At 62.5% G+C, this 17,179-nt stretch carries 18 protein-coding genes and 2 riboswitches; of the genes, 9 read left to right on the top strand and 9 right to left on the bottom strand.

What is annotated here, in order from left to right:
* Nucleotides 1-159: 159 nt before the first annotated feature.
* Genes gcvP through gcvT form a run of 3 tightly spaced genes read right to left on the bottom strand, consistent with a single transcriptional unit; the run spans nucleotide 160 to nucleotide 4,550 of the window.
* Nucleotides 160-3,024 (bottom strand): aminomethyl-transferring glycine dehydrogenase, encoded by a 2,865-nt coding sequence (gene gcvP / locus ACQ7C1_RS18975; protein WP_430959420.1) that lies wholly within the window; start codon nucleotides 3,022-3,024, stop codon nucleotides 160-162.
* Nucleotides 3,024-3,386 carry a glycine cleavage system protein GcvH gene (gcvH, locus tag ACQ7C1_RS18970; protein WP_064802805.1) on the bottom strand — a complete coding sequence of 121 codons (363 nt, stop codon included), beginning with the start codon at nucleotides 3,384-3,386 and terminating at the stop codon, nucleotides 3,024-3,026. The genes gcvP and gcvH overlap by 1 nt, the downstream gene beginning before the upstream one ends.
* 27 nt (nucleotides 3,387-3,413) lie before the next feature.
* Nucleotides 3,414-4,550 (bottom strand): glycine cleavage system aminomethyltransferase GcvT, encoded by a 1,137-nt coding sequence (gene gcvT, locus ACQ7C1_RS18965; RefSeq protein WP_085778272.1) that lies wholly within the window; start codon nucleotides 4,548-4,550, stop codon nucleotides 3,414-3,416.
* Between the two features lie 75 nt (nucleotides 4,551-4,625).
* A riboswitch (glycine riboswitch) is annotated at nucleotides 4,626-4,706 on the bottom strand.
* A riboswitch (glycine riboswitch) is annotated at nucleotides 4,707-4,799 on the bottom strand.
* A 158-nt stretch (nucleotides 4,800-4,957) separates the two neighbouring features.
* Here gcvT and ACQ7C1_RS18960 point away from each other — a divergent pair.
* Nucleotides 4,958-5,338: a hypothetical protein gene (locus ACQ7C1_RS18960; protein ID WP_430959419.1), complete on the top strand. Its 381-nt coding sequence runs from the start codon at nucleotides 4,958-4,960 to the stop codon at nucleotides 5,336-5,338.
* 72 nt (nucleotides 5,339-5,410) lie between these two features.
* The gene (locus ACQ7C1_RS18955) at nucleotides 5,411-6,415 is read left to right on the top strand and encodes a copper chaperone PCu(A)C (protein ID WP_430959418.1); all 1,005 of its coding nucleotides are present in this window, start codon (nucleotides 5,411-5,413) and stop codon (nucleotides 6,413-6,415) included.
* A 74-nt stretch (nucleotides 6,416-6,489) separates the two neighbouring features.
* On the opposite strand, the gene ACQ7C1_RS18950 is transcribed toward ACQ7C1_RS18955, so the two are convergent.
* The gene (locus ACQ7C1_RS18950) at nucleotides 6,490-6,756 is read right to left on the bottom strand and encodes a hypothetical protein (RefSeq protein WP_085778270.1); all 267 of its coding nucleotides are present in this window, start codon (nucleotides 6,754-6,756) and stop codon (nucleotides 6,490-6,492) included.
* 120 nt (nucleotides 6,757-6,876) lie between these two features.
* Between ACQ7C1_RS18950 and crcB the strand changes: the two genes are divergently transcribed.
* From crcB to ACQ7C1_RS18915, 7 genes are all read left to right on the top strand, one after another.
* On the top strand, nucleotides 6,877-7,254 hold the full coding sequence (gene crcB / locus ACQ7C1_RS18945; RefSeq protein WP_430959417.1) for a fluoride efflux transporter CrcB: 378 nt from the start codon (nucleotides 6,877-6,879) through the stop codon (nucleotides 7,252-7,254).
* 87 nt (nucleotides 7,255-7,341) lie between these two features.
* Nucleotides 7,342-8,340 carry an RluA family pseudouridine synthase gene (locus ACQ7C1_RS18940; RefSeq protein WP_430959416.1) on the top strand — a complete coding sequence of 333 codons (999 nt, stop codon included), beginning with the start codon at nucleotides 7,342-7,344 and terminating at the stop codon, nucleotides 8,338-8,340.
* Entirely contained in the window at nucleotides 8,337-8,990 is a 654-nt protein-coding gene (locus tag ACQ7C1_RS18935; RefSeq protein WP_097599298.1) for an HAD-IA family hydrolase, read from the top strand. Before ACQ7C1_RS18940 ends, ACQ7C1_RS18935 begins: the two co-directional genes overlap by 4 nt.
* 9 nt (nucleotides 8,991-8,999) lie before the next feature.
* Nucleotides 9,000-9,785: an ATP12 family chaperone protein gene (locus ACQ7C1_RS18930; RefSeq protein WP_097599299.1), complete on the top strand. Its 786-nt coding sequence runs from the start codon at nucleotides 9,000-9,002 to the stop codon at nucleotides 9,783-9,785.
* A 67-nt stretch (nucleotides 9,786-9,852) separates the two neighbouring features.
* Complete coding sequence (locus ACQ7C1_RS18925) at nucleotides 9,853-10,311, top strand: hypothetical protein (protein WP_097599376.1); 459 nt, start codon at nucleotides 9,853-9,855, stop codon at nucleotides 10,309-10,311.
* Between the two features lie 36 nt (nucleotides 10,312-10,347).
* A complete protein-coding gene (locus tag ACQ7C1_RS18920) occupies nucleotides 10,348-11,880 on the top strand; it encodes an acyl-CoA carboxylase subunit beta (protein ID WP_430959415.1) in 1,533 nt (510 codons plus the stop codon).
* 116 nt (nucleotides 11,881-11,996) lie between these two features.
* Complete coding sequence (locus ACQ7C1_RS18915; protein ID WP_097599300.1) at nucleotides 11,997-12,389, top strand: DoxX family protein; 393 nt, start codon at nucleotides 11,997-11,999, stop codon at nucleotides 12,387-12,389.
* A gap of 49 nt (nucleotides 12,390-12,438) precedes the next feature.
* On the opposite strand, the gene sugE is transcribed toward ACQ7C1_RS18915, so the two are convergent.
* From sugE to ACQ7C1_RS18890, 5 genes are all read right to left on the bottom strand, one after another.
* Nucleotides 12,439-12,753: a quaternary ammonium compound efflux SMR transporter SugE gene (gene sugE / locus ACQ7C1_RS18910; protein WP_097599301.1), complete on the bottom strand. Its 315-nt coding sequence runs from the start codon at nucleotides 12,751-12,753 to the stop codon at nucleotides 12,439-12,441.
* A gap of 164 nt (nucleotides 12,754-12,917) precedes the next feature.
* Nucleotides 12,918-13,385: a YaiI/YqxD family protein gene (locus ACQ7C1_RS18905; RefSeq protein WP_430959414.1), complete on the bottom strand. Its 468-nt coding sequence runs from the start codon at nucleotides 13,383-13,385 to the stop codon at nucleotides 12,918-12,920.
* A gap of 10 nt (nucleotides 13,386-13,395) precedes the next feature.
* Entirely contained in the window at nucleotides 13,396-13,869 is a 474-nt protein-coding gene (locus tag ACQ7C1_RS18900) for a GNAT family N-acetyltransferase (RefSeq protein WP_430959413.1), read from the bottom strand.
* Nucleotides 13,869-14,996, bottom strand: a complete 1,128-nt coding sequence (locus tag ACQ7C1_RS18895; RefSeq protein ID WP_430959412.1) for an S-(hydroxymethyl)glutathione dehydrogenase/class III alcohol dehydrogenase — start codon at nucleotides 14,994-14,996, stop codon at nucleotides 13,869-13,871. The genes ACQ7C1_RS18900 and ACQ7C1_RS18895 overlap by 1 nt, the downstream gene beginning before the upstream one ends.
* Nucleotides 14,997-15,071: 75 nt before the next feature.
* Nucleotides 15,072-17,081 (bottom strand): acetyl-CoA carboxylase biotin carboxylase subunit, encoded by a 2,010-nt coding sequence (locus ACQ7C1_RS18890; RefSeq protein WP_430959411.1) that lies wholly within the window; start codon nucleotides 17,079-17,081, stop codon nucleotides 15,072-15,074.
* Nucleotides 17,082-17,179: the final 98 nt, after the last annotated feature.

Below are 17,179 nucleotides of genomic sequence, written 5' to 3'. Positions count from 1 at the left end.
CGCCCATTTCGAATTGCTAACAGAGACTTGCTAAGAAAGGTTAAATTTGAACCCTGTGCCTGGCAATGGCCTGCGTCAGGGATGGCACGAGCGGTGCATGGAAGGTCGAAGTGTCGGCAGCCCCTCCCGAATTCGTCGGGAAGGGCTTACCAAGTCATGTCATTCCGCCGCTTCGGCGTAGCTCTCCACCGGCGGGCAGGTGCAGATGAGGTTGCGGTCGCCGTAGACATTGTCGACGCGGTTGACCGGGGACCAGTATTTGTCGACGCGGAAGGCGCCGGGTGGGAAGCAGGCCTGCTCCCGGCTGTAGGGGCGATCCCATTCGCCAACGAGATCTTCGACCGTGTGCGGCGCGTTTTTCAGCGGGTTGTTGGCCTTGTCCATGCGTCCTTCCTCGATGGCGCGGGCTTCCTCGCGGATCGCCAGCATCGCCTCGCAGAAGCGGTCGAGCTCGGCCTTGGTCTCGCTTTCCGTCGGCTCGATCATCAGCGTGCCTGCAACCGGCCAGCTCATGGTCGGTGCGTGGAAGCCGCAGTCGATCAGGCGCTTGGCGACATCGTCGACGGTCACGCCGGCGCTATCGACCAGCGGGCGTGTGTCGATGATGCATTCATGCGCGACGCGGCCGGTCTTCGACTTATAGAGCACGTCATAAGCGCCCTTCAGCCGGGTGGCGATGTAGTTGGCGTTGAGGATCGCCACCTTGGTCGCCTGGGTCAGGCCTTCGCCGCCCATCATCAGGCAGTAGCTCCAGGAGATCGGCAGGATCGAGGCCGAGCCGAAGGCCGCCGCCGATACGGCACCCGGCCGCCCATCGGTTTCCGGATGTCCTGGGAGGTAGGGCGCCAGGTGCGCCTTCACGCCGATCGGGCCCATGCCGGGGCCGCCGCCGCCATGCGGGATGCAGAAGGTCTTGTGCAGGTTGAGGTGCGACACGTCGGAGCCGATGTCACCGGGGCGGGACAGGCCGACCATGGCGTTCATGTTGGCGCCGTCGAGATAGACCTGGCCACCATGCTGATGCACGAGATCGCAGATTTCCTTGACCGTCTCCTCGAACACGCCGTGCGTCGAGGGATAGGTGATCATGCAGCAGGAGAGGTTTGCTGCGTGCTCTTCAGCCTTGGCGCGGAAGTCGTCCATGTCGATGTCGCCGTTCTCACGGACCTTGACGACGACAACCTTCATGCCGACCATCTGGGCGGAAGCGGGGTTGGTGCCGTGTGCCGATGTCGGAATCAGGCAGACGTCGCGATGACCGTCGCCATTGGCGATATGATAGTTGCGGATCGTCAGCAGGCCGGCATATTCGCCTTGCGCGCCGGAATTCGGCTGCATCGAGAAGGCGTCGTAGCCGGTGACGGCGCATAGCTTTCCCGTGAGGTCATCCAGCATCTCGCGATAGCCGAGCGCCTGGTCCGATGGCACGAAGGGATGGATATCTGAAAATTCCGGCCAGGTGATCGGCAGCATTTCCGCCGTCGCATTGAGCTTCATCGTGCAGGAGCCCAGCGGGATCATCGCACGGTCGAGCGCGAGGTCACGGTCGGAGAGCCGGCGGATGTACCGCGTCATCTCGCTTTCAGCGCGGTTCATGTGGAAGATCGGGTGGGTGAGATAATCGCTGGTCCTGAGGAGGTCCTTCGGCAGGCGGTAGGAAGGCTCGAAATCCGCGACGGCGAAATTGCCGCCGAAGGCGCGCCATACCGCTTCGAGTGTCGCGGGCCGCGTGCGCTCGTCGAGGCTCATGCCGATCTTCGTTTCGCCGACCTTGCGCAGATTGACGCCTTCGGCGACGGCAGCGCGTAGGATCAGGCCCTGCATATGGCCGACATCGACAGTGATCGTATCGAAGAAGCTTTCGGGCTCGACCTTGTAGCCGAGCTTCTCCAGGCCCTTGGCCATCAGCACGGCCTTCTGGTGCACCTGCTGGGCGATCGCCTTGATACCCTTCGGGCCGTGGAAGACCGCATACATCGAGGCCATGACAGCAAGCAGCACCTGGGCGGTGCAGATGTTGGAAGTCGCTTTCTCCCGGCGGATGTGCTGTTCGCGGGTCTGCAGCGACAGTCGATAGGCGCGGTTGCCGCGAGCATCGACGGAAACGCCGACGAGGCGGCCGGGCATGGAGCGTTTGATGGCGTCCTTGACCGCCATATAGGCGGCGTGCGGACCGCCGTAGCCGACCGGAACGCCAAAACGCTGCGAAGAGCCGACGGCGATATCGGCGCCCATCTCGCCCGGCGATTTCAGCAGCGTCAGCGCGAGAATATCGGCGGCAACGATTGCGATGGCGCCAGCCTGGTGCAGGCGCGCAATCAGGCCGGTGAAGTCATGCAGGTGACCGTGCGTGCCGGGATATTGGAAGCTCGCGCCAAAGACGTCGACGGGATCGAGATCGGTGAAGGGATTGCCGACGATGACCTGCCAGCCAAGCGGCTCGGCACGGGTGCGAATGAGGGCGATGGTCTGCGGATGGCAATCGGCATCGACGAAGAAGGCTTTCGCCTTCGACTTCGAAACGCGCTCGGCCATCGCCATACCTTCGGCGGCGGCGGTCGCCTCGTCAAGCAGCGAGGCGTTGGCGACGTCGAGGCCGGTCAAGTCGCAGATCATCGTCTGATAGTTGAGCAGCGCTTCGAGACGGCCTTGGCTGATCTCAGGCTGATAGGGCGTATAGGCCGTGTACCAGGCGGGGTTTTCCAGAATGTTGCGCTGAATGACCGGCGGCGTGATCGTGCCGTAATAGCCCTGGCCGATCAACGAGACCAGCACCTTGTTCTTGTTTGCCGTCTCGCGCAGTTTGTCGAGCGCTTCGCGCTCGGTCATCGGCGCGCCCCAGACGAGCGGCGCCTTCTGACGGATGGCGGGCGGCAGCGTCGCGTCGATCAGGCCGTCGAGGCTGTTATAGCCGATCACCTTCAGCATCTCGGTCATCTCGGTCGGCGAGGGGCCGATGTGACGGCGATTGGCGAAATCGTAGGGCTGATAATCGGTGAACTGGAATTCGGTCGGCGTCGTCATTACGCGGTGAGCTCCTTGTAGGCGGCCTCATCGAGCAGACCATCGGCATCGGCGGGGTTCTTGAGCTTCAGCTTGAAGAACCAGCCGGCGCCTTGAGGGTCGGAGTTGATGAGCGAGGGGTCGGCGACGATCGCCTCGTTGACCGCGGTGATCTCGCCATCGAGCGGACAATAGACCTCGGAGGCCGCCTTGACGGATTCAACGGTTGCGGCGTCGTCGTTCTTGGCGAAGCTCTTGCCCACTTCAGGCAGTTCGACGAAGACAAGATCGCCCAACTGTTCGACGGCATAGGTGGTGATGCCGACGGTTGCGACATCGCCGTCAAGTTCGAGCCATTCATGTTCAGCGGTAAATTTCAGCATGGAAATATCCTTTCGGGAAACAGGGTTTCAGCGTTTGTAGGTCGGCTTGACGAAGGGCAGGGCGGAGACGGTGACCGGCAGGAACTTGCCGCGCACCTCGGCGTAGACAAGGGTCCCTACGGTCGAATGGGAGACGGGCACGTAGCCCATGGCGACGGGACCTTCGACGCTGGGGCCGAAGCCGCCCGACGTGACTTCACCGATTTCGACCTTTCCCTCGGCATCGGCGTAGAGCTTGGCATGGCCGCGCACCGGCGCCTTGCCTTCCGGCTTCAGGCCGACACGACGGCGGGCGGCGCCGTTTTCGAGTTCGGAGAGGATGCGGCCGGAGCCCGGAAAGCCGCCGGCTCGGGCCCCGCCCGTGCGTCGCGCCTTCTGCATAGCCCATTCGAGCGCTGCCTCGACCGGCGAGGTGGTGGTATCGATATCGTTGCCATAAAGGCAAAGGCCGGCTTCCAGACGCAGCGAGTCACGGGCGCCGAGGCCGATCGCCTGGACGTCCGGATGTTCGAGCAACCGCATAGCGACATCTTCGGCCTTGTCGGCCGGGACGGAGATTTCGAAGCCGTCCTCGCCACTATAGCCGGAGCGCGAAACCAGGCAGGAAACGTCGTGCAGCCGGCAGTGGCGCACATCCATGAACTTCATCGCCGCGACGTCGGCCCAGAGCTCGGCGAGAACCTCGACCGCGCGCGGTCCCTGCAGCGCGATCAGGGCGCGGTTCAGAAGCGTGATGTCGCACTGGTCGCCGATGTGGGTCTGCAGATGGGCGAGATCGGCCTCCTTGCAGGCGGCGTTGACGACGACGAAAAGGTGGTCGTCGACATGGGTGATCATCAGATCGTCGAGGATGCCGCCGGTGTCGTCGGTAAAGAAGCCGTAGCGCTGGCGGCCGGCCGGGAGCCCGAGAATATCGACCGGCACCAGGCTTTCGAGCGCCAGCGCCGCATCCTCATAGCTGCCCGACTTAGCCTTCACGATGACCTGGCCCATGTGGGAGACGTCGAAGAGGCCAGCCTCGGCGCGGGTATGAAGATGTTCCTTCATAACGCCCGCCGGATATTGCACTGGCATGTCGTAACCAGCAAACGGCACCATGCGGGCGCCGAGCGAAAGATGCAGGGCATGCAGCGGGGTTTTCTTGAGGGCAGCAGTATCGTCCAAACGACGCCTCCGGGGTTTGCGCCTCTTATTAAGGCGCGGGCTCAAATCTGAAGGCGCGGCTGCGCGCTTCTCTCCTGAGCCCCCTCTGTCCCTTTGCCTGAGATTGTTATCCCTTCGGCGAGCGTTTCGAAAACGCTTCTCTCCAGAGTTCCGTCTGCCCCCTTGCTGGTCCTTTGGCCTGAGAGTTTCCGGGGCGGTTGCTCCTTCGGCACCGGTGGCAGAAGCACCGGATTCTCCCAACAGGGTTGGCCGCAATTATCCGGCGGGCGCAGCGCTTGGCAAGGCCAAATGTCGTGACCTGACAAATTTTTGTCGCCAAAGTCAGGGAAGGGCGCGATCTGCGGCAAATCTGCTTTTGCATTCGGCTGGGAAAACGGCTATCGCGACATGCTGTTGAAGGGGATCTCATGCGGCAGACAGGACTGAAAGCGACGCTCTTCCTGCGCATGCTTTGCGCCTTGGGCCTGCTTTTGCTCGGATTCGCCCATCAAGCGCCGCAGGCTGTCGCCTCCGATGGTTATGATGCCGCGGCCTACGTGCTGCCCGACGGCAGCCTTGCCTCGCTCTGCGTCACCGTGAAGGAGGCCGAAGGCAAGACTGTCGGCTTCAAGCCGAATTGCGAAGCCTGCCGGCTGTCTGCATCGGTGATCCTGCCGACGCCGGATGCGGGTTGGTGGCTCGAGCGCAAGCTCGCCTCGCTCGTCAATCCGCCAATCGAGACTGCAGCCGTTGTCACCGTCAGTACCGTCAGCCGACCGAATTCGCGTGGACCTCCCACCCTCATCTGATCTGCCTCCGCAACCTATGACGCAAAATGCCGGTTCGCCCGAAGAGGGCCGCGGCCGGCGAGGAGATATCCGATGAAAACAATCAAGACTTTAGCGCTTGCCGCGCTTCTTTCCGCAACCGCCTTCGCAGGCGCCGAGGCGCATGTCACCTTCCTCGACAAGGAGGCGAAGCTCGACAGCACCATTCTTGCGACGCTGCAGGTGCCGCACGGCTGCGATGGCAAGGCGACTACGGAAGTGCGGGTCAAACTGCCGGAAGGCTTCGTCTTCGCCAAGCCGCAGCCGAAGGCCGGCTGGGAACTCGAGGTGATCAAGGGCGATTACCAGAAGAGCTACGACAATCACGGCGACAAGGTGAAGGCGGGCGCCATCGAGATCCGCTGGAAGAACGGCAATCTTTCCGATGATTTCTACGATACCTTCGTCATCCAGGGCAAGGTGTCGGGCGTCGAAGCCGGCAGCTCGCTTGCCTTTCCGGTGACGCAGCTGTGCGGCGATAAGGTCACGGCCTGGGATCAGGTGGCCGGAGAAGGCGGCGATCCGCACGCGCTGAAAAGCCCGGCGCCGCTGCTGAAAATCGTTGCCGGTGATGATCATGGCCACGACCATGACGATATGGCCGGGATGAACATGTCCGGAATGTCCCCCATGCCCGGCATGGACATGTCGGCAGCAATGGCAGCCGGCGACACAGTCAAGGCCGGCGACCTCGAAATCTCCGGCGCCTTCGCCAAAGCGATGCTGCCCGGCCAGCCGGTCGGCGGCGGCTTTTTCACGGTGAAGAACAACGGCAAAACGGATGATCGCCTGCTCTCCATCAGCTCGCCCGCGGCGGGCGAGGTTCAGATCCACGAGATGGCTACCAAGGACAATGTCATGCGGATGCGCCAGCTGAAGGATGGCATCGCCATTGCCGCGGGCGAAACGGTCAAGCTCGAGCCCGGCGGCCTGCATTTGATGTTTCAGAAGGTGAAGACGCCATTTAAACAGGGTGACGCGGTGCCGGTGACGCTGAGCTTCGAGAAAGCCGGCAAGGTCGATCTGGTGCTGCAGGTGCTGTCGGTCCAGGGCAAGTAGGGCCGGCCGATTCAGACAGAGAGCCTGCGGTTGCGATTACAGCCGCGGGCTTTCTATTGGAAGCGGCTTGTCTGTTAGACATCCTCGTAGGATTGCAGCGCCTGCCGCAGGCCTGTCTGTGGTTGCTGGTTGCCCTTTGCCATCAGGTCGAGCGCCACCTCCGTCGACTGGATGATGCTGGAGGGCTCCTCGGCCTGATCGGACGCCCCGCCGTTCAATTGCCGGTCGGCGATGCGCTTTGCATCACGCGCCGCCGTGCTCGTAGCGACGCGCTGGGGGATCCTCAGCGATTCGAAGGCAATGGCGGCGGTGTTGGCCGATATGGACAGGAGCTGCGTCATGCCGTCACGATATCCGCATGGTCTTGGTGCTATCGTAACAAAATCATTGGCATTTTACCGAGTGGCAAGAATTCGCGCGGTTCCATTGGAGTCGTCGCCGAACTGAGGTAAATCCGGCTTATGATTCAGGCTCTCCTTGTCGCGCTGGGCGGCGCAATCGGTTCCGTCCTCAGATATTATGTCGGCCAATGGGCGCTAAGGCTCATGGGGCCGGCTTTTCCCTGGGGCACTCTTGCCGTCAATGTCGTCGGCTGCTTCGTCATCGGTGTCTTCGCCGAACTGGTCGCGCGGAAGTTCAACGCATCGATGGAACTGCGCCTGCTGCTGATCACCGGCTTTCTGGGCGGCTTCACCACCTTCTCGGCTTTCTCGCTCGATGCCATCTCGCTCTTCGAGCGCGGCGAGGCTGTCGCCGGCGGCCTCTACATAGCAGCCAGCGTCGGCCTTTCGATGGCGGCCGTGTTCGCTGGCCTCGCCATCATGCGCGCTTTGGTCTGATTCCGGTTTCCGTTTTGCATGAAAATGCTCTAAGGCTGCGGCAAGAACGCCGGCTTGGCCCGCGCTGCAATTTCCGAAAGACTATTCATGGCTGGCATAGAACATATCAAGGTTGAAGCCGACGAGGCGGGCATGCGGCTCGATCGCTGGTTCAAGGTGCATTTTCCCGGGCTGGGCTTCGGGCCGCTGCAGAAGCTGCTGCGCTCCGGCCAGATACGCGTCGACGGCGGACGGGTGAAATCGGATGCACGCGTGCAGCCCGGCCAGACGGTACGCGTGCCGCCGCTCGATGTCGACGCCAAGCTGAAAACCGGGCCGATCGCCGGCAAGGATCTCAAACATTCCACGGATTTCGACCTCCTGTCACGCATGGTGCTGCACGAGGATGACAAGGTGATCGTGCTCAACAAGCCGGCCGGCCTTGCCGTGCAGGGTGGCTCCGGCGTCGCCAGGCATATCGACCAGATGCTCGAGGCCTGGACCAGCCCGAAGGGAGAGAAGCCGCGGCTCGTCCACCGCCTCGACCGCGACACGTCAGGCGTGCTCGTCATCGCCCGCACCCGGGGTGCGGCACAGAAGCTGACCGCCGCCTTCCGGGAGCGTGATACGAAGAAGACCTACTGGTCTCTCGTGAAAGGGGTGCCGCGCAAGCGTGAGGACAAGATTTCGACCTGGCTCGTCAAGGAGCCGACCGCCGACGGCGACCGCATGCGCATCGCCAAGCATGGCGAAGACGGCGCCGATCATGCAGTGTCCTACTACCGCATCGTCGAGACGGCGGCGCAACGTCTCGCCTGGCTGGAGATGGAGCCCTATACAGGGCGCACGCACCAGCTGCGTGTCCATGCCTTGCATATCGGCCATCCCATCATCGGCGATCCCAAATATTTCGACGACGATCCGAACTGGGATTTTCCCGGCGGTATCCAGAAGCGGCTGCACCTGCACGCCCGCCATATCGATATCCCGCATCCCTCAGGGGGGCGCCTGCGCGTCACCGCGCCTCTGCCGCCGCATATGGTGCAGAGCTGGAACCTGCTCGGCTTCGATGAAAATTCGGCTCCCATCCTGGACGACCAAGAATGAAACTTGCGCTTTTTGATTGCGACGGCACCTTGGTCGACAGTGCCGGGCTTATCCATGAAACCATGCGGCGCACCTTCGAGAAGTTCGGCAAGGCTGAGCCGCGATTTGAGGACACCAAGGCCATTATCGGCCTGTCGCTGGATATCGCCATAGCCCGCATGCAGGGCAAGCCGCACGTCGAGCAGGAAGACGTCGAGATGACGGCGCATTACAAATCGCTGTTTACCATCGTGCGTCAGGATCTCGAGTACCGGGAGCCGCTGTTTGCCGGAATCCGCGAGATGATCGATGCGATCAGCGGCCGCGAGGATCTGCTGATCGGGGCGGTGACGGGTAAATCCCGCCGCGGTTTGAAGCTCGTAATGGACACGCACGGCTTCGACAGGCATTTCGTCGTTGCGCGCACCGCCGACGACTGCCCCTCCAAGCCGCATCCGGCCATGGTGACGGAATGTTGCGACGAAACCGGGATGAATGCCGCCGATACCATTGTCATTGGCGATGCGGTTTACGATATGCAAATGGCAAAGGCTGCCGGCGCAAAAGCGATCGGTGTTGCCTGGGGCTATGCCAGCGTGGATGAACTGATCGCCAACGGCGCCGATGCGATCGCCTATCATCCGAACGAGATATTGCGCCATTTTTCTTGAGGTGAGCCCATGCGCGATCTGCTGAACGATCTTTCCGAGGGTCTGAGCCATCCCGATCCCATCCGTCGGGCGCAGATCCAGATGAAGAAGCCGCTGCCGAAGCGTTTCTATACCGACGTGGCGGTCGCCGATCACGAGGGCAGCTTCGCGATCACGCTCGACGGCAAGTCGGTGCGCACGCCGGCACGGCAGGTTCTTGCCGTTCCCACAGAGGCGCTCGCACAGCTTGTCGCCGCCGAATGGCGTGGGCAGGGCGAGGAAATCGATCCGGTCACCATGCCGGTGACCCGGCTGGTCAACACCGCGCTCGATGGCGTGGCGACCAATACGCAGGCCATCTTCGAAGACATTCTCCGCTTTTCCTCGAGCGACCTCATCTGCTACCGCGCCGACACGCCGGAGCTGTTGGTCGAGCGCCAGAGGGAGCGTTGGGACCCGGTAATCGACTGGGCGGCCCACGATCTCGGCGCCCGTTTCATCCTCGTCGAAGGGGTGATGCCTCACGAACAGCCGCGAGAGGCGACCGCGGCCTTCGCCGTGACACTGGCGCGGCATCAGAGTCCCATGGCGCTCGCTGCCCTCCATACGGTCACGACGCTGACCGGCTCGGCGATCCTGGCGCTCGCGTTTGCCGAGGGCCGGCTGACGGCGGAGGAGGCGTGGTCGCTTGCCCATCTCGACGAAGACTGGACGATCGAGCATTGGGGGCGGGACGAGGAAGCCGAGGAGCGAAGAGCCAAGCGCTTCGCCGAGTTCAAGGCGGCAGCGGATGTTTTTTTCGCCCTAAGCACCTGAAACATATTGCCTTCCCAGACATTATGGCGAAATCTGCGACTCCAACGGGGTGGTGCGAGATTTTGCGATGGATTGGCTGAGGTCGAGTTTTTGCCGGACCGTGCTCGTCTGTATTGCGCTGACGGCCTGCGGCAGCCTCTCGGCCAACAAGCCGAAGGCACCGCTCTATGATGTGCGCAGCGCTGTCGTTCTCTCCGGCCCGAACATCCCCGCCGAGCTGCTTGCCGGGATCAACGACCGCGTCAATGCCGCCATCAATGCAACGCTGCGCGACACCGTGCTGCCGCGGGTGGTGCTGACAATTCGCGTGGTTTCGATTGAGAAGGGACTCGGTTTCCAAAAGGACCGCAACGTCGCCAAAATCAGGGTTGACGCGGCTTCGGTCGACGATGGCTCGGTGATTGCCGTCAGCGCCTTCGACGTAACCAGTATGGCCGCCGACCCGAAACTTGCCGACGACATCATCGCCGAGGACGTCGCTGCACGGATCCGCTCGGTTTTCTCGCTCAGCGGACGCAGCCGCTAGCGCATATCGACCGCGAGAGCGGCGAGGGGAGATCGCATGAAGGAAATTCTCGAAGAACTGGAACGCCGCCGCGGCATCGCGCGTCTCGGCGGTGGCAAGGAGCGGATAATTGCTCAGCACAAGCGCGGCAAGCTGACGGCGCGCGAGCGCATCGACCTCTTCCTCGACGAGGGCACCTTCGAAGAGTTCGACATGTTCGTGGAGCACCGCTCCACCGATTTCGGCATGGATAAGAGCCGTATCGCCGGCGACGGCGTCGTCAGCGGGTGGGGCACGGTCAACGGCCGCACGGTCTTCGTCTTCGCCAAGGACTTCACCGTCTTCGGTGGCTCGCTTTCGGAAGCGCATGCCGAGAAGATCATGAAGGTGCAGGACATGGCGCTGAAGAACCGCGCGCCGATCGTCGGCATCTACGATGCCGGCGGCGCCCGCATCCAGGAAGGGGTCGCCGCGCTTGGCGGTTATGCCGAAGTCTTCCAGCGCAATGTGCTTGCCTCGGGCGTCATTCCGCAGATCTCGGTGATCATGGGCCCCTGCGCCGGCGGCGACGTCTATTCGCCTGCGATGACCGATTTCATCTTCATGGTGCGCGACACCTCCTACATGTTCGTCACCGGTCCCGATGTGGTGAAGACCGTGACCAACGAGACGGTGACAGCTGAGGAGCTTGGCGGCGCTACGGTGCACACGACACGCTCATCGATCGCCGACGGCGCCTATGAGAATGATGTCGATACGCTGTTGCAGGTGCGCCGGCTGATCGATTTCCTGCCGCTTTCGAACACGTCGCCGGTGCCGGAGATCGAATGTTATCAATCGGTGACCGAGACCGATACGTCGCTTGACACTCTAGTGCCGGCGAGTGCCAACAAGCCCTACGACATCAAGGAACTGATCCGGAAGGTGGCGGACGAGGGGGATTTCTTCGAGATCCAGGAGAGCTTCGCCAAAAACATCGTCTGCGGCTTCGGCCGCGTCGAGGGCTCCACGGTCGGTTTCGTCGCCAACCAGCCGATGGTGCTGGCCGGCGTGCTCGACAGCGACGCCTCGCGCAAGGCGGCGCGCTTCGTGCGCTTCTGCGACTGCTTCAACATTCCGATCGTCACTTTCGTCGACGTGCCGGGCTTTCTGCCGGGCACGGCGCAGGAATATGGGGGCCTGATCAAGCACGGCGCCAAGCTGCTCTTCGCCTATGCCGAGGCGACGGTGCCGAAGCTCACCGTGATCACCCGCAAGGCCTTTGGCGGCGCCTACGACGTGATGGCGTCGAAACATCTGCGTGGTGATTTGAATTATGCCTGGCCGACGGCGCAGATCGCCGTGATGGGCGCCAAGGGCGCGGTCGAGATCATCTTCCGCAAGGATATTGCCGATCCGGAGAAGATCGCCGCCCACACGAAAATGTACGAGGACAGGTTCCTCTCGCCCTTCGTCGCCGCTGAGCGCGGTTATATCGACGAGGTGATCATGCCGCATTCGACCCGGCGGCGGCTGGCGCGCGGCCTGAAGATGCTGCGCAACAAGGATCTCGCCAATCCTTGGAAAAAACACGACAACATCCCGCTCTGATATCTGGCCACGTTGCCTGCTGTCGAAAAAGTGAACGGCCGTCAGCGATCCGTGTGTTCAATCGCGGCCGGGGACGGGCTAACGCTCGGCTGCAATTTCTTTAATGGAGAGGTTTAATGTCAACTTTCGAGCGTCTTTCCGCCTATCGCCCCTATGGGCTGGCCGCTCTCAGAATCATCACCGCGCTGCTGTTCATCGAGCACGGCACGATGAAGCTTTTCGGATTTCCGGCGTCACAAATGTCAGGTTCGCTGCCGCCGCTGATGTTGTTTGCGGCCCTTCTGGAACTGGTCGGCGGCATCCTCATTCTCGTCGGCCTGCTGACGCGGCCTGTGGCCTTCCTGCTGGCGGGCGAAATGGCGGTTGCCTATTTCATGGCGCATGCACCCAACAGCTTCTTCCCGGCCGTCAACCAGGGCGACGCGGCAATCCTGTTCTGCTTCGTTTTCCTTTACCTGTTCTTCTCCGGTCCCGGCGCCCTTGCCGTCGATAACCGGAAGACGGCTTGAAATGAACATTGTTTGCGGGGCGTTTCGGGCGCCCCGCAGCGTTTCGGAATCAGGCGGTGAGCTTGAGGCCGGTGATGCCGGCGACGATCAGTGCAATACAGGCAAGACGGGAGACACTTGCCCCATCGCCGAGCAGCCAAATGCCCAGGAGCACGGTGCCGACCGTGCCGATGCCGGTCCACACCGCATAAGCGGTGCCGATCGGCAGGTACTTCACCGCCAGGCCGAGCAGGACGACGCTCACCACCATGGAAATGACGGTCAGCGCCGTCGGCAGCGGCCGCGTGAAACCCTCGGTGTATTTAAGGCCGATCGCCCAGCCACATTCGAAAAGGCCAGCGAGAAAAAGCAGAAACCAGGCCATACGCCTCTCCTTGTTCAAGAGCGAGGCCGTCCCCGCGACGGTTGCATCCTCAGGACGCCGCAGTCGTCTGCGATAGTGCTTATATCAGTGAGGGAACGGCTGTCTTCAAGGTAGGAATCGGCATGGCTGCCATGCCACCCGTTTCTTGCCGGCCGCCAAAGAGGTCATGACTGGCCGCCGGCCTCGGCGGAAAGGTTCTTGGCACGGCGGCAGAGGCGATCGAAAGTTTCGAGGAATCGCGAGCGGTCTTTCGGGCTGAAGGCGGCGTTGTAACCTTTGCTTTCCCCGGTTTCGCGCAAATGCGCACCGAGATCGCGCATGGCGCTCGCCATGCCGATATTAGTCTCGTCGAAGACACGCCCGGTCGGACCGCTGACGAAGGCGCCGGCGGCGACGCAGCGCACGGCGAGCGGCACGTCGGCGGTAACGACGACGTCGCCGGCGCCGGCGCGCTCGGCGATCCAGTTATCGGCGGCATCGAAGGCATTGGAGACGATGACGTTGTGGACCATCGGGTCGCGGGACGGGCGCAGGCCGGAATTGGCGACGAAGGTGACTTCGAGGCCGTGGCGTTCGGCAACCTTCAGGATCTCCGGCTTCACCGGGCAGGCATCGGCGTCGACATAGATCATGGCGGTGTCCTCATGCCGGCTGAATGGCCGGCCCTCTGACCATATCGATATGGGGAATGCCGTCTTCCAGATATTCCTGCGACGTCCCGACAAAGCCGAAGGATTCGTAGAAGCGGCGCAGATGGGCCTGCGCTGACAAGGCAATCGGATTTGCCGGATAACGCCGCTCACAGGCGGTGATCGATTCACGCATCAATGCGTCGCCCAGACGTTTGCCGCGATGGGAAGGCGAGACGACGACGCGGCCGATCTTGGACGGGTCCTGCGGCTCATGCGGTTTGAGGATCCGCGCCGCCGCCAGGAGGTCACCGCCCTCCAGCAGTCTGAGATGCAGGGCATCGATGTCCTTGCCGTCGAGTTCCGGATAGGGACAGTTCTGCTCGACGACGAAGACATTGACCCGCATTCGCAGGAGGTCGTAGAGCTCCCGCGCGGGGAGCTCATCGAGAGTCCTCAGATCGACCCGGTAGCTTGCTGCAGGCATCAATACACCACCACGCCGCGGATGCTTTCACCCTTGTGCATCAGGTCGAAGCCCTTGTTGATGTCTTCGAGCGGCATGGTGTGGGTGATCATCGGATCGATCTGGATCTTGCCCTGCATGTACCAGTCGACGATCTTCGGCACGTCGGTGCGGCCGCGCGCGCCGCCGAAGGCGGTGCCCATCCAGTTGCGGCCGGTGACCAGCTGGAACGGCCGCGTCGAGATCTCCTGGCCGGCGCCGGCCACGCCGATGATGACCGATTTGCCCCAGCCGCGATGGCTGGCCTCCAGCGCCTGGCGCATCACCTTGGTATTGCCGGTGCAGTCGAAGGTGTAGTCGGCGCCGCCGATCAGGTCGCCGCCCCGCTTGGTCATGTTGACCAGATAGGGAACGATGTCGTCGCCGACCTCCTTCGGATTGACGAAATGCGTCATGCCGAACTTCTCCCCCCAGGCCTTGCGATCCGGATTGATATCTACGCCGATGATCATGTCGGCGCCGGCAAGGCGCAGGCCCTGCAAGACATTCAGGCCGATGCCGCCGAGGCCGAAGACGATCGCCGTCGATCCGACCTCGACCTTGGCGGTGTTGATGACGGCGCCGATGCCGGTGGTGACGCCGCAGCCGATGTAGCAGACCTTGTCGAAGGGCGCGTCGGGGTTGATCTTGGCGAGCGCGATCTCCGGCAGCACCGTGTAATTGGCGAAGGTCGAGCAGCCCATATAGTGATGGATCTTGTCCTTGCCGATCGAAAAGCGCGAGGTGCCGTCCGGCATCACGCCCTGGCCTTGGGTGGCGCGGATGGCGGTGCAGAGATTGGTCTTGCGCGACGTGCAGGAATAACACTCGCGGCATTCCGGCGTATAAAGCGGAATGACGTGGTCGCCCTTCTTGACCGAGGTCACGCCCGGGCCGACATCGACGACGATGCCGGCGCCCTCATGGCCGAGAATGGCAGGAAACAGGCCTTCCGGATCGGCGCCCGACAGGGTGAAATCGTCGGTGTGGCAGATGCCCGTCGCTTTAACCTCCACCAGCACCTCGCCGGCCTTCGGCCCCTCCAGCTGCACGGTCATCACTTCCAGCGGTTTGCCTGCCTGAACGGCTACGGCGGCGCGAACGTCCATCTTCCTATCTCCTGCTGATTTGTCGGTTCCCAACTGCCTGCATCGGCCAAGCTTGACATGGCTGGCGAGCAGGGCTCAAGCGAATTCCATGATGACGGCGTCGACGGCCAGGCTTTCGCCGGCGGCGGCATTGATCTTCGAGACGACGAGATCGCGCTCGGCGCGCAAGACGTTTTCCATCTTCATCGCCTCGACGATCGCAAGCGTCTCACCGGCCTTGACCTCCTGACCCTCGGCGACCGCGATGGACACGACCAGGCCGGGCATCGGGCAGAGCAGGAGCCTAGAGGTATCCGGCGGCAGCTTCACCGGCATCAGCCTGTCGAGTTCCGCATGGCGCGGCGAAAAGACCTTGGCAATCACCGACAGTCCCTGCCAGTCGATGCGCAGGCCGTTGAGGACGGGGCGGATCTGCGCGGCAATATCCTGGTCGCCGACCCTGCCGCTCCAGACCGGATCGCCCGGTCTCCAATCGGTGACAACGCTCCGGCTTTCGCCCTCGATCTCCATCTCCATATCGAAAGGAATAGTGACGAGGCCATCGAGCAATCTGACAGCGACGTAGCTGTCTCCTGTTTTGACCACCCAATCCTCCCGCAGTGTGGCCGATGCGGCGCGCAGGCGATCGGCGAAACGTTCGCGGCGGTTCGCTTCGATGAGCGAGGCAGACAGCGCGATTGCGGAAAGCATGGCTTCCTCCTGCCGGTCCGGCTTCATCGGCGCGAAACCGTCAGGATATTCCTCGGCAATGAAGCCAGTGGAAAGCCGGCCCTCGCGCCAGCGCGGATGTTTCATCAGCGCCGACAGGAAGGGAACATTGTGCTCGATGCCGTCGACGACGAAGCCGTCGAGCGCCCGACCCATGGCCTCGATCGCTTCGCTGCGCGTCGGCGCCCAGGTGCAGAGCTTGGCGATCATCGGGTCGTAATACATCGAGATCTCGGCGCCCTCGTAGACGCCGGTATCGTTGCGGACGACAATGTTGCCGGTCCTGCCTTCGGCCGGAGGCCGGTAGCGTGTCAGGCGGCCGATCGAAGGCAGGAAGTTGCGGTATGGATCTTCGGCATAGAGCCGGCTTTCGATCGCCCAGCCGTCCAGTCTGACATCCTCCTGGCTGAAGCTGAGCGGCTCTCCCGCGGCGATGCGGATCATCTGTTCGACGAGATCAATGCCGGTGATGAGTTCGGTCACCGGATGCTCGACCTGCAGGCGGGTGTTCATTTCGAGGAAATAGAAATTGCGGTCGCGGTCGACGATGAATTCGACGGTGCCGGCGCTCTGGTAGTCGACGGCCTTCGCCAGCGCCACCGATTGTTCGCCCATAGCCTTGCGCGTTTTTTCGTCGAGGAAAGGCGAGGGCGCCTCTTCCGCCACCTTCTGGTTCCGCCGCTGGATCGAGCATTCCCGCTCGCCGAGATAGACGACCTTGCCATGCGCATCAGCCAGCACCTGGATCTCGATATGGCGCGGCTCGACGATGAACTTCTCGATGAAGACGCGGTCGTCCCCGAAGGAGCTCTTCGCCTCGGAGCGGGCGCGCTCGAAGCCGTCGCGCACCTCGGCCTCGTTCCAGGCAATGCGCATGCCCTTGCCGCCGCCGCCGGCAGACGCCTTGATCATGACCGGATAGCCGATGCCGCCAGCGATCTTTTCCGCGCGCGCGGCGTCCACGATGATGCCGAGATGGCCGGGCACGGTGGAGACGCCGGCGGCATTGGCGAACTTCTTCGATTCGATCTTGTCGCCCATCGCCATGATGGCCTTCGGCTTCGGGCCGATGAAGACGATGCCCTGCTTTTCCAGCTCGTCGCAGAAAGAGGCGCGCTCGGAGAGAAATCCGTAACCGGGATGCACCGCCTCGGCGCCGGTCGCCTTGCAGGCGGCGATGATCTTGTCGGCGACCAGGTAGCTTTCCGACGCTGCGGCGGGGCCGATATGGACGGCTTCGTCGGCCATTTCGACATGCAGCGCATCCCGATCCGCGTCCGAATAGACCGCAACGGTCGAAATGCCCATGCGGCGCGCGGTCTTGATCACGCGGCAGGCAATCTCGCCGCGATTCGCGATCAGGATTTTCTTGAACATCGAGACTCCACCCAGAAATGCGTTCCGGAGTTTTACGCATAAAACACCGGAACGCACAATTGGGCTTGGAACCGGCAGCCGGGAGACGTGAGATTAAG

It is taken from the genome of Rhizobium sp. Nf11,1 (assembly GCF_050587665.1).
In the GTDB taxonomy this organism is placed as follows: Bacteria; Pseudomonadota; Alphaproteobacteria; order Rhizobiales; family Rhizobiaceae; genus Rhizobium.
The sequence above is the reverse complement of the archived record's forward strand: the minus strand, read 5'-3'. Positions and strand labels throughout refer to the sequence as shown.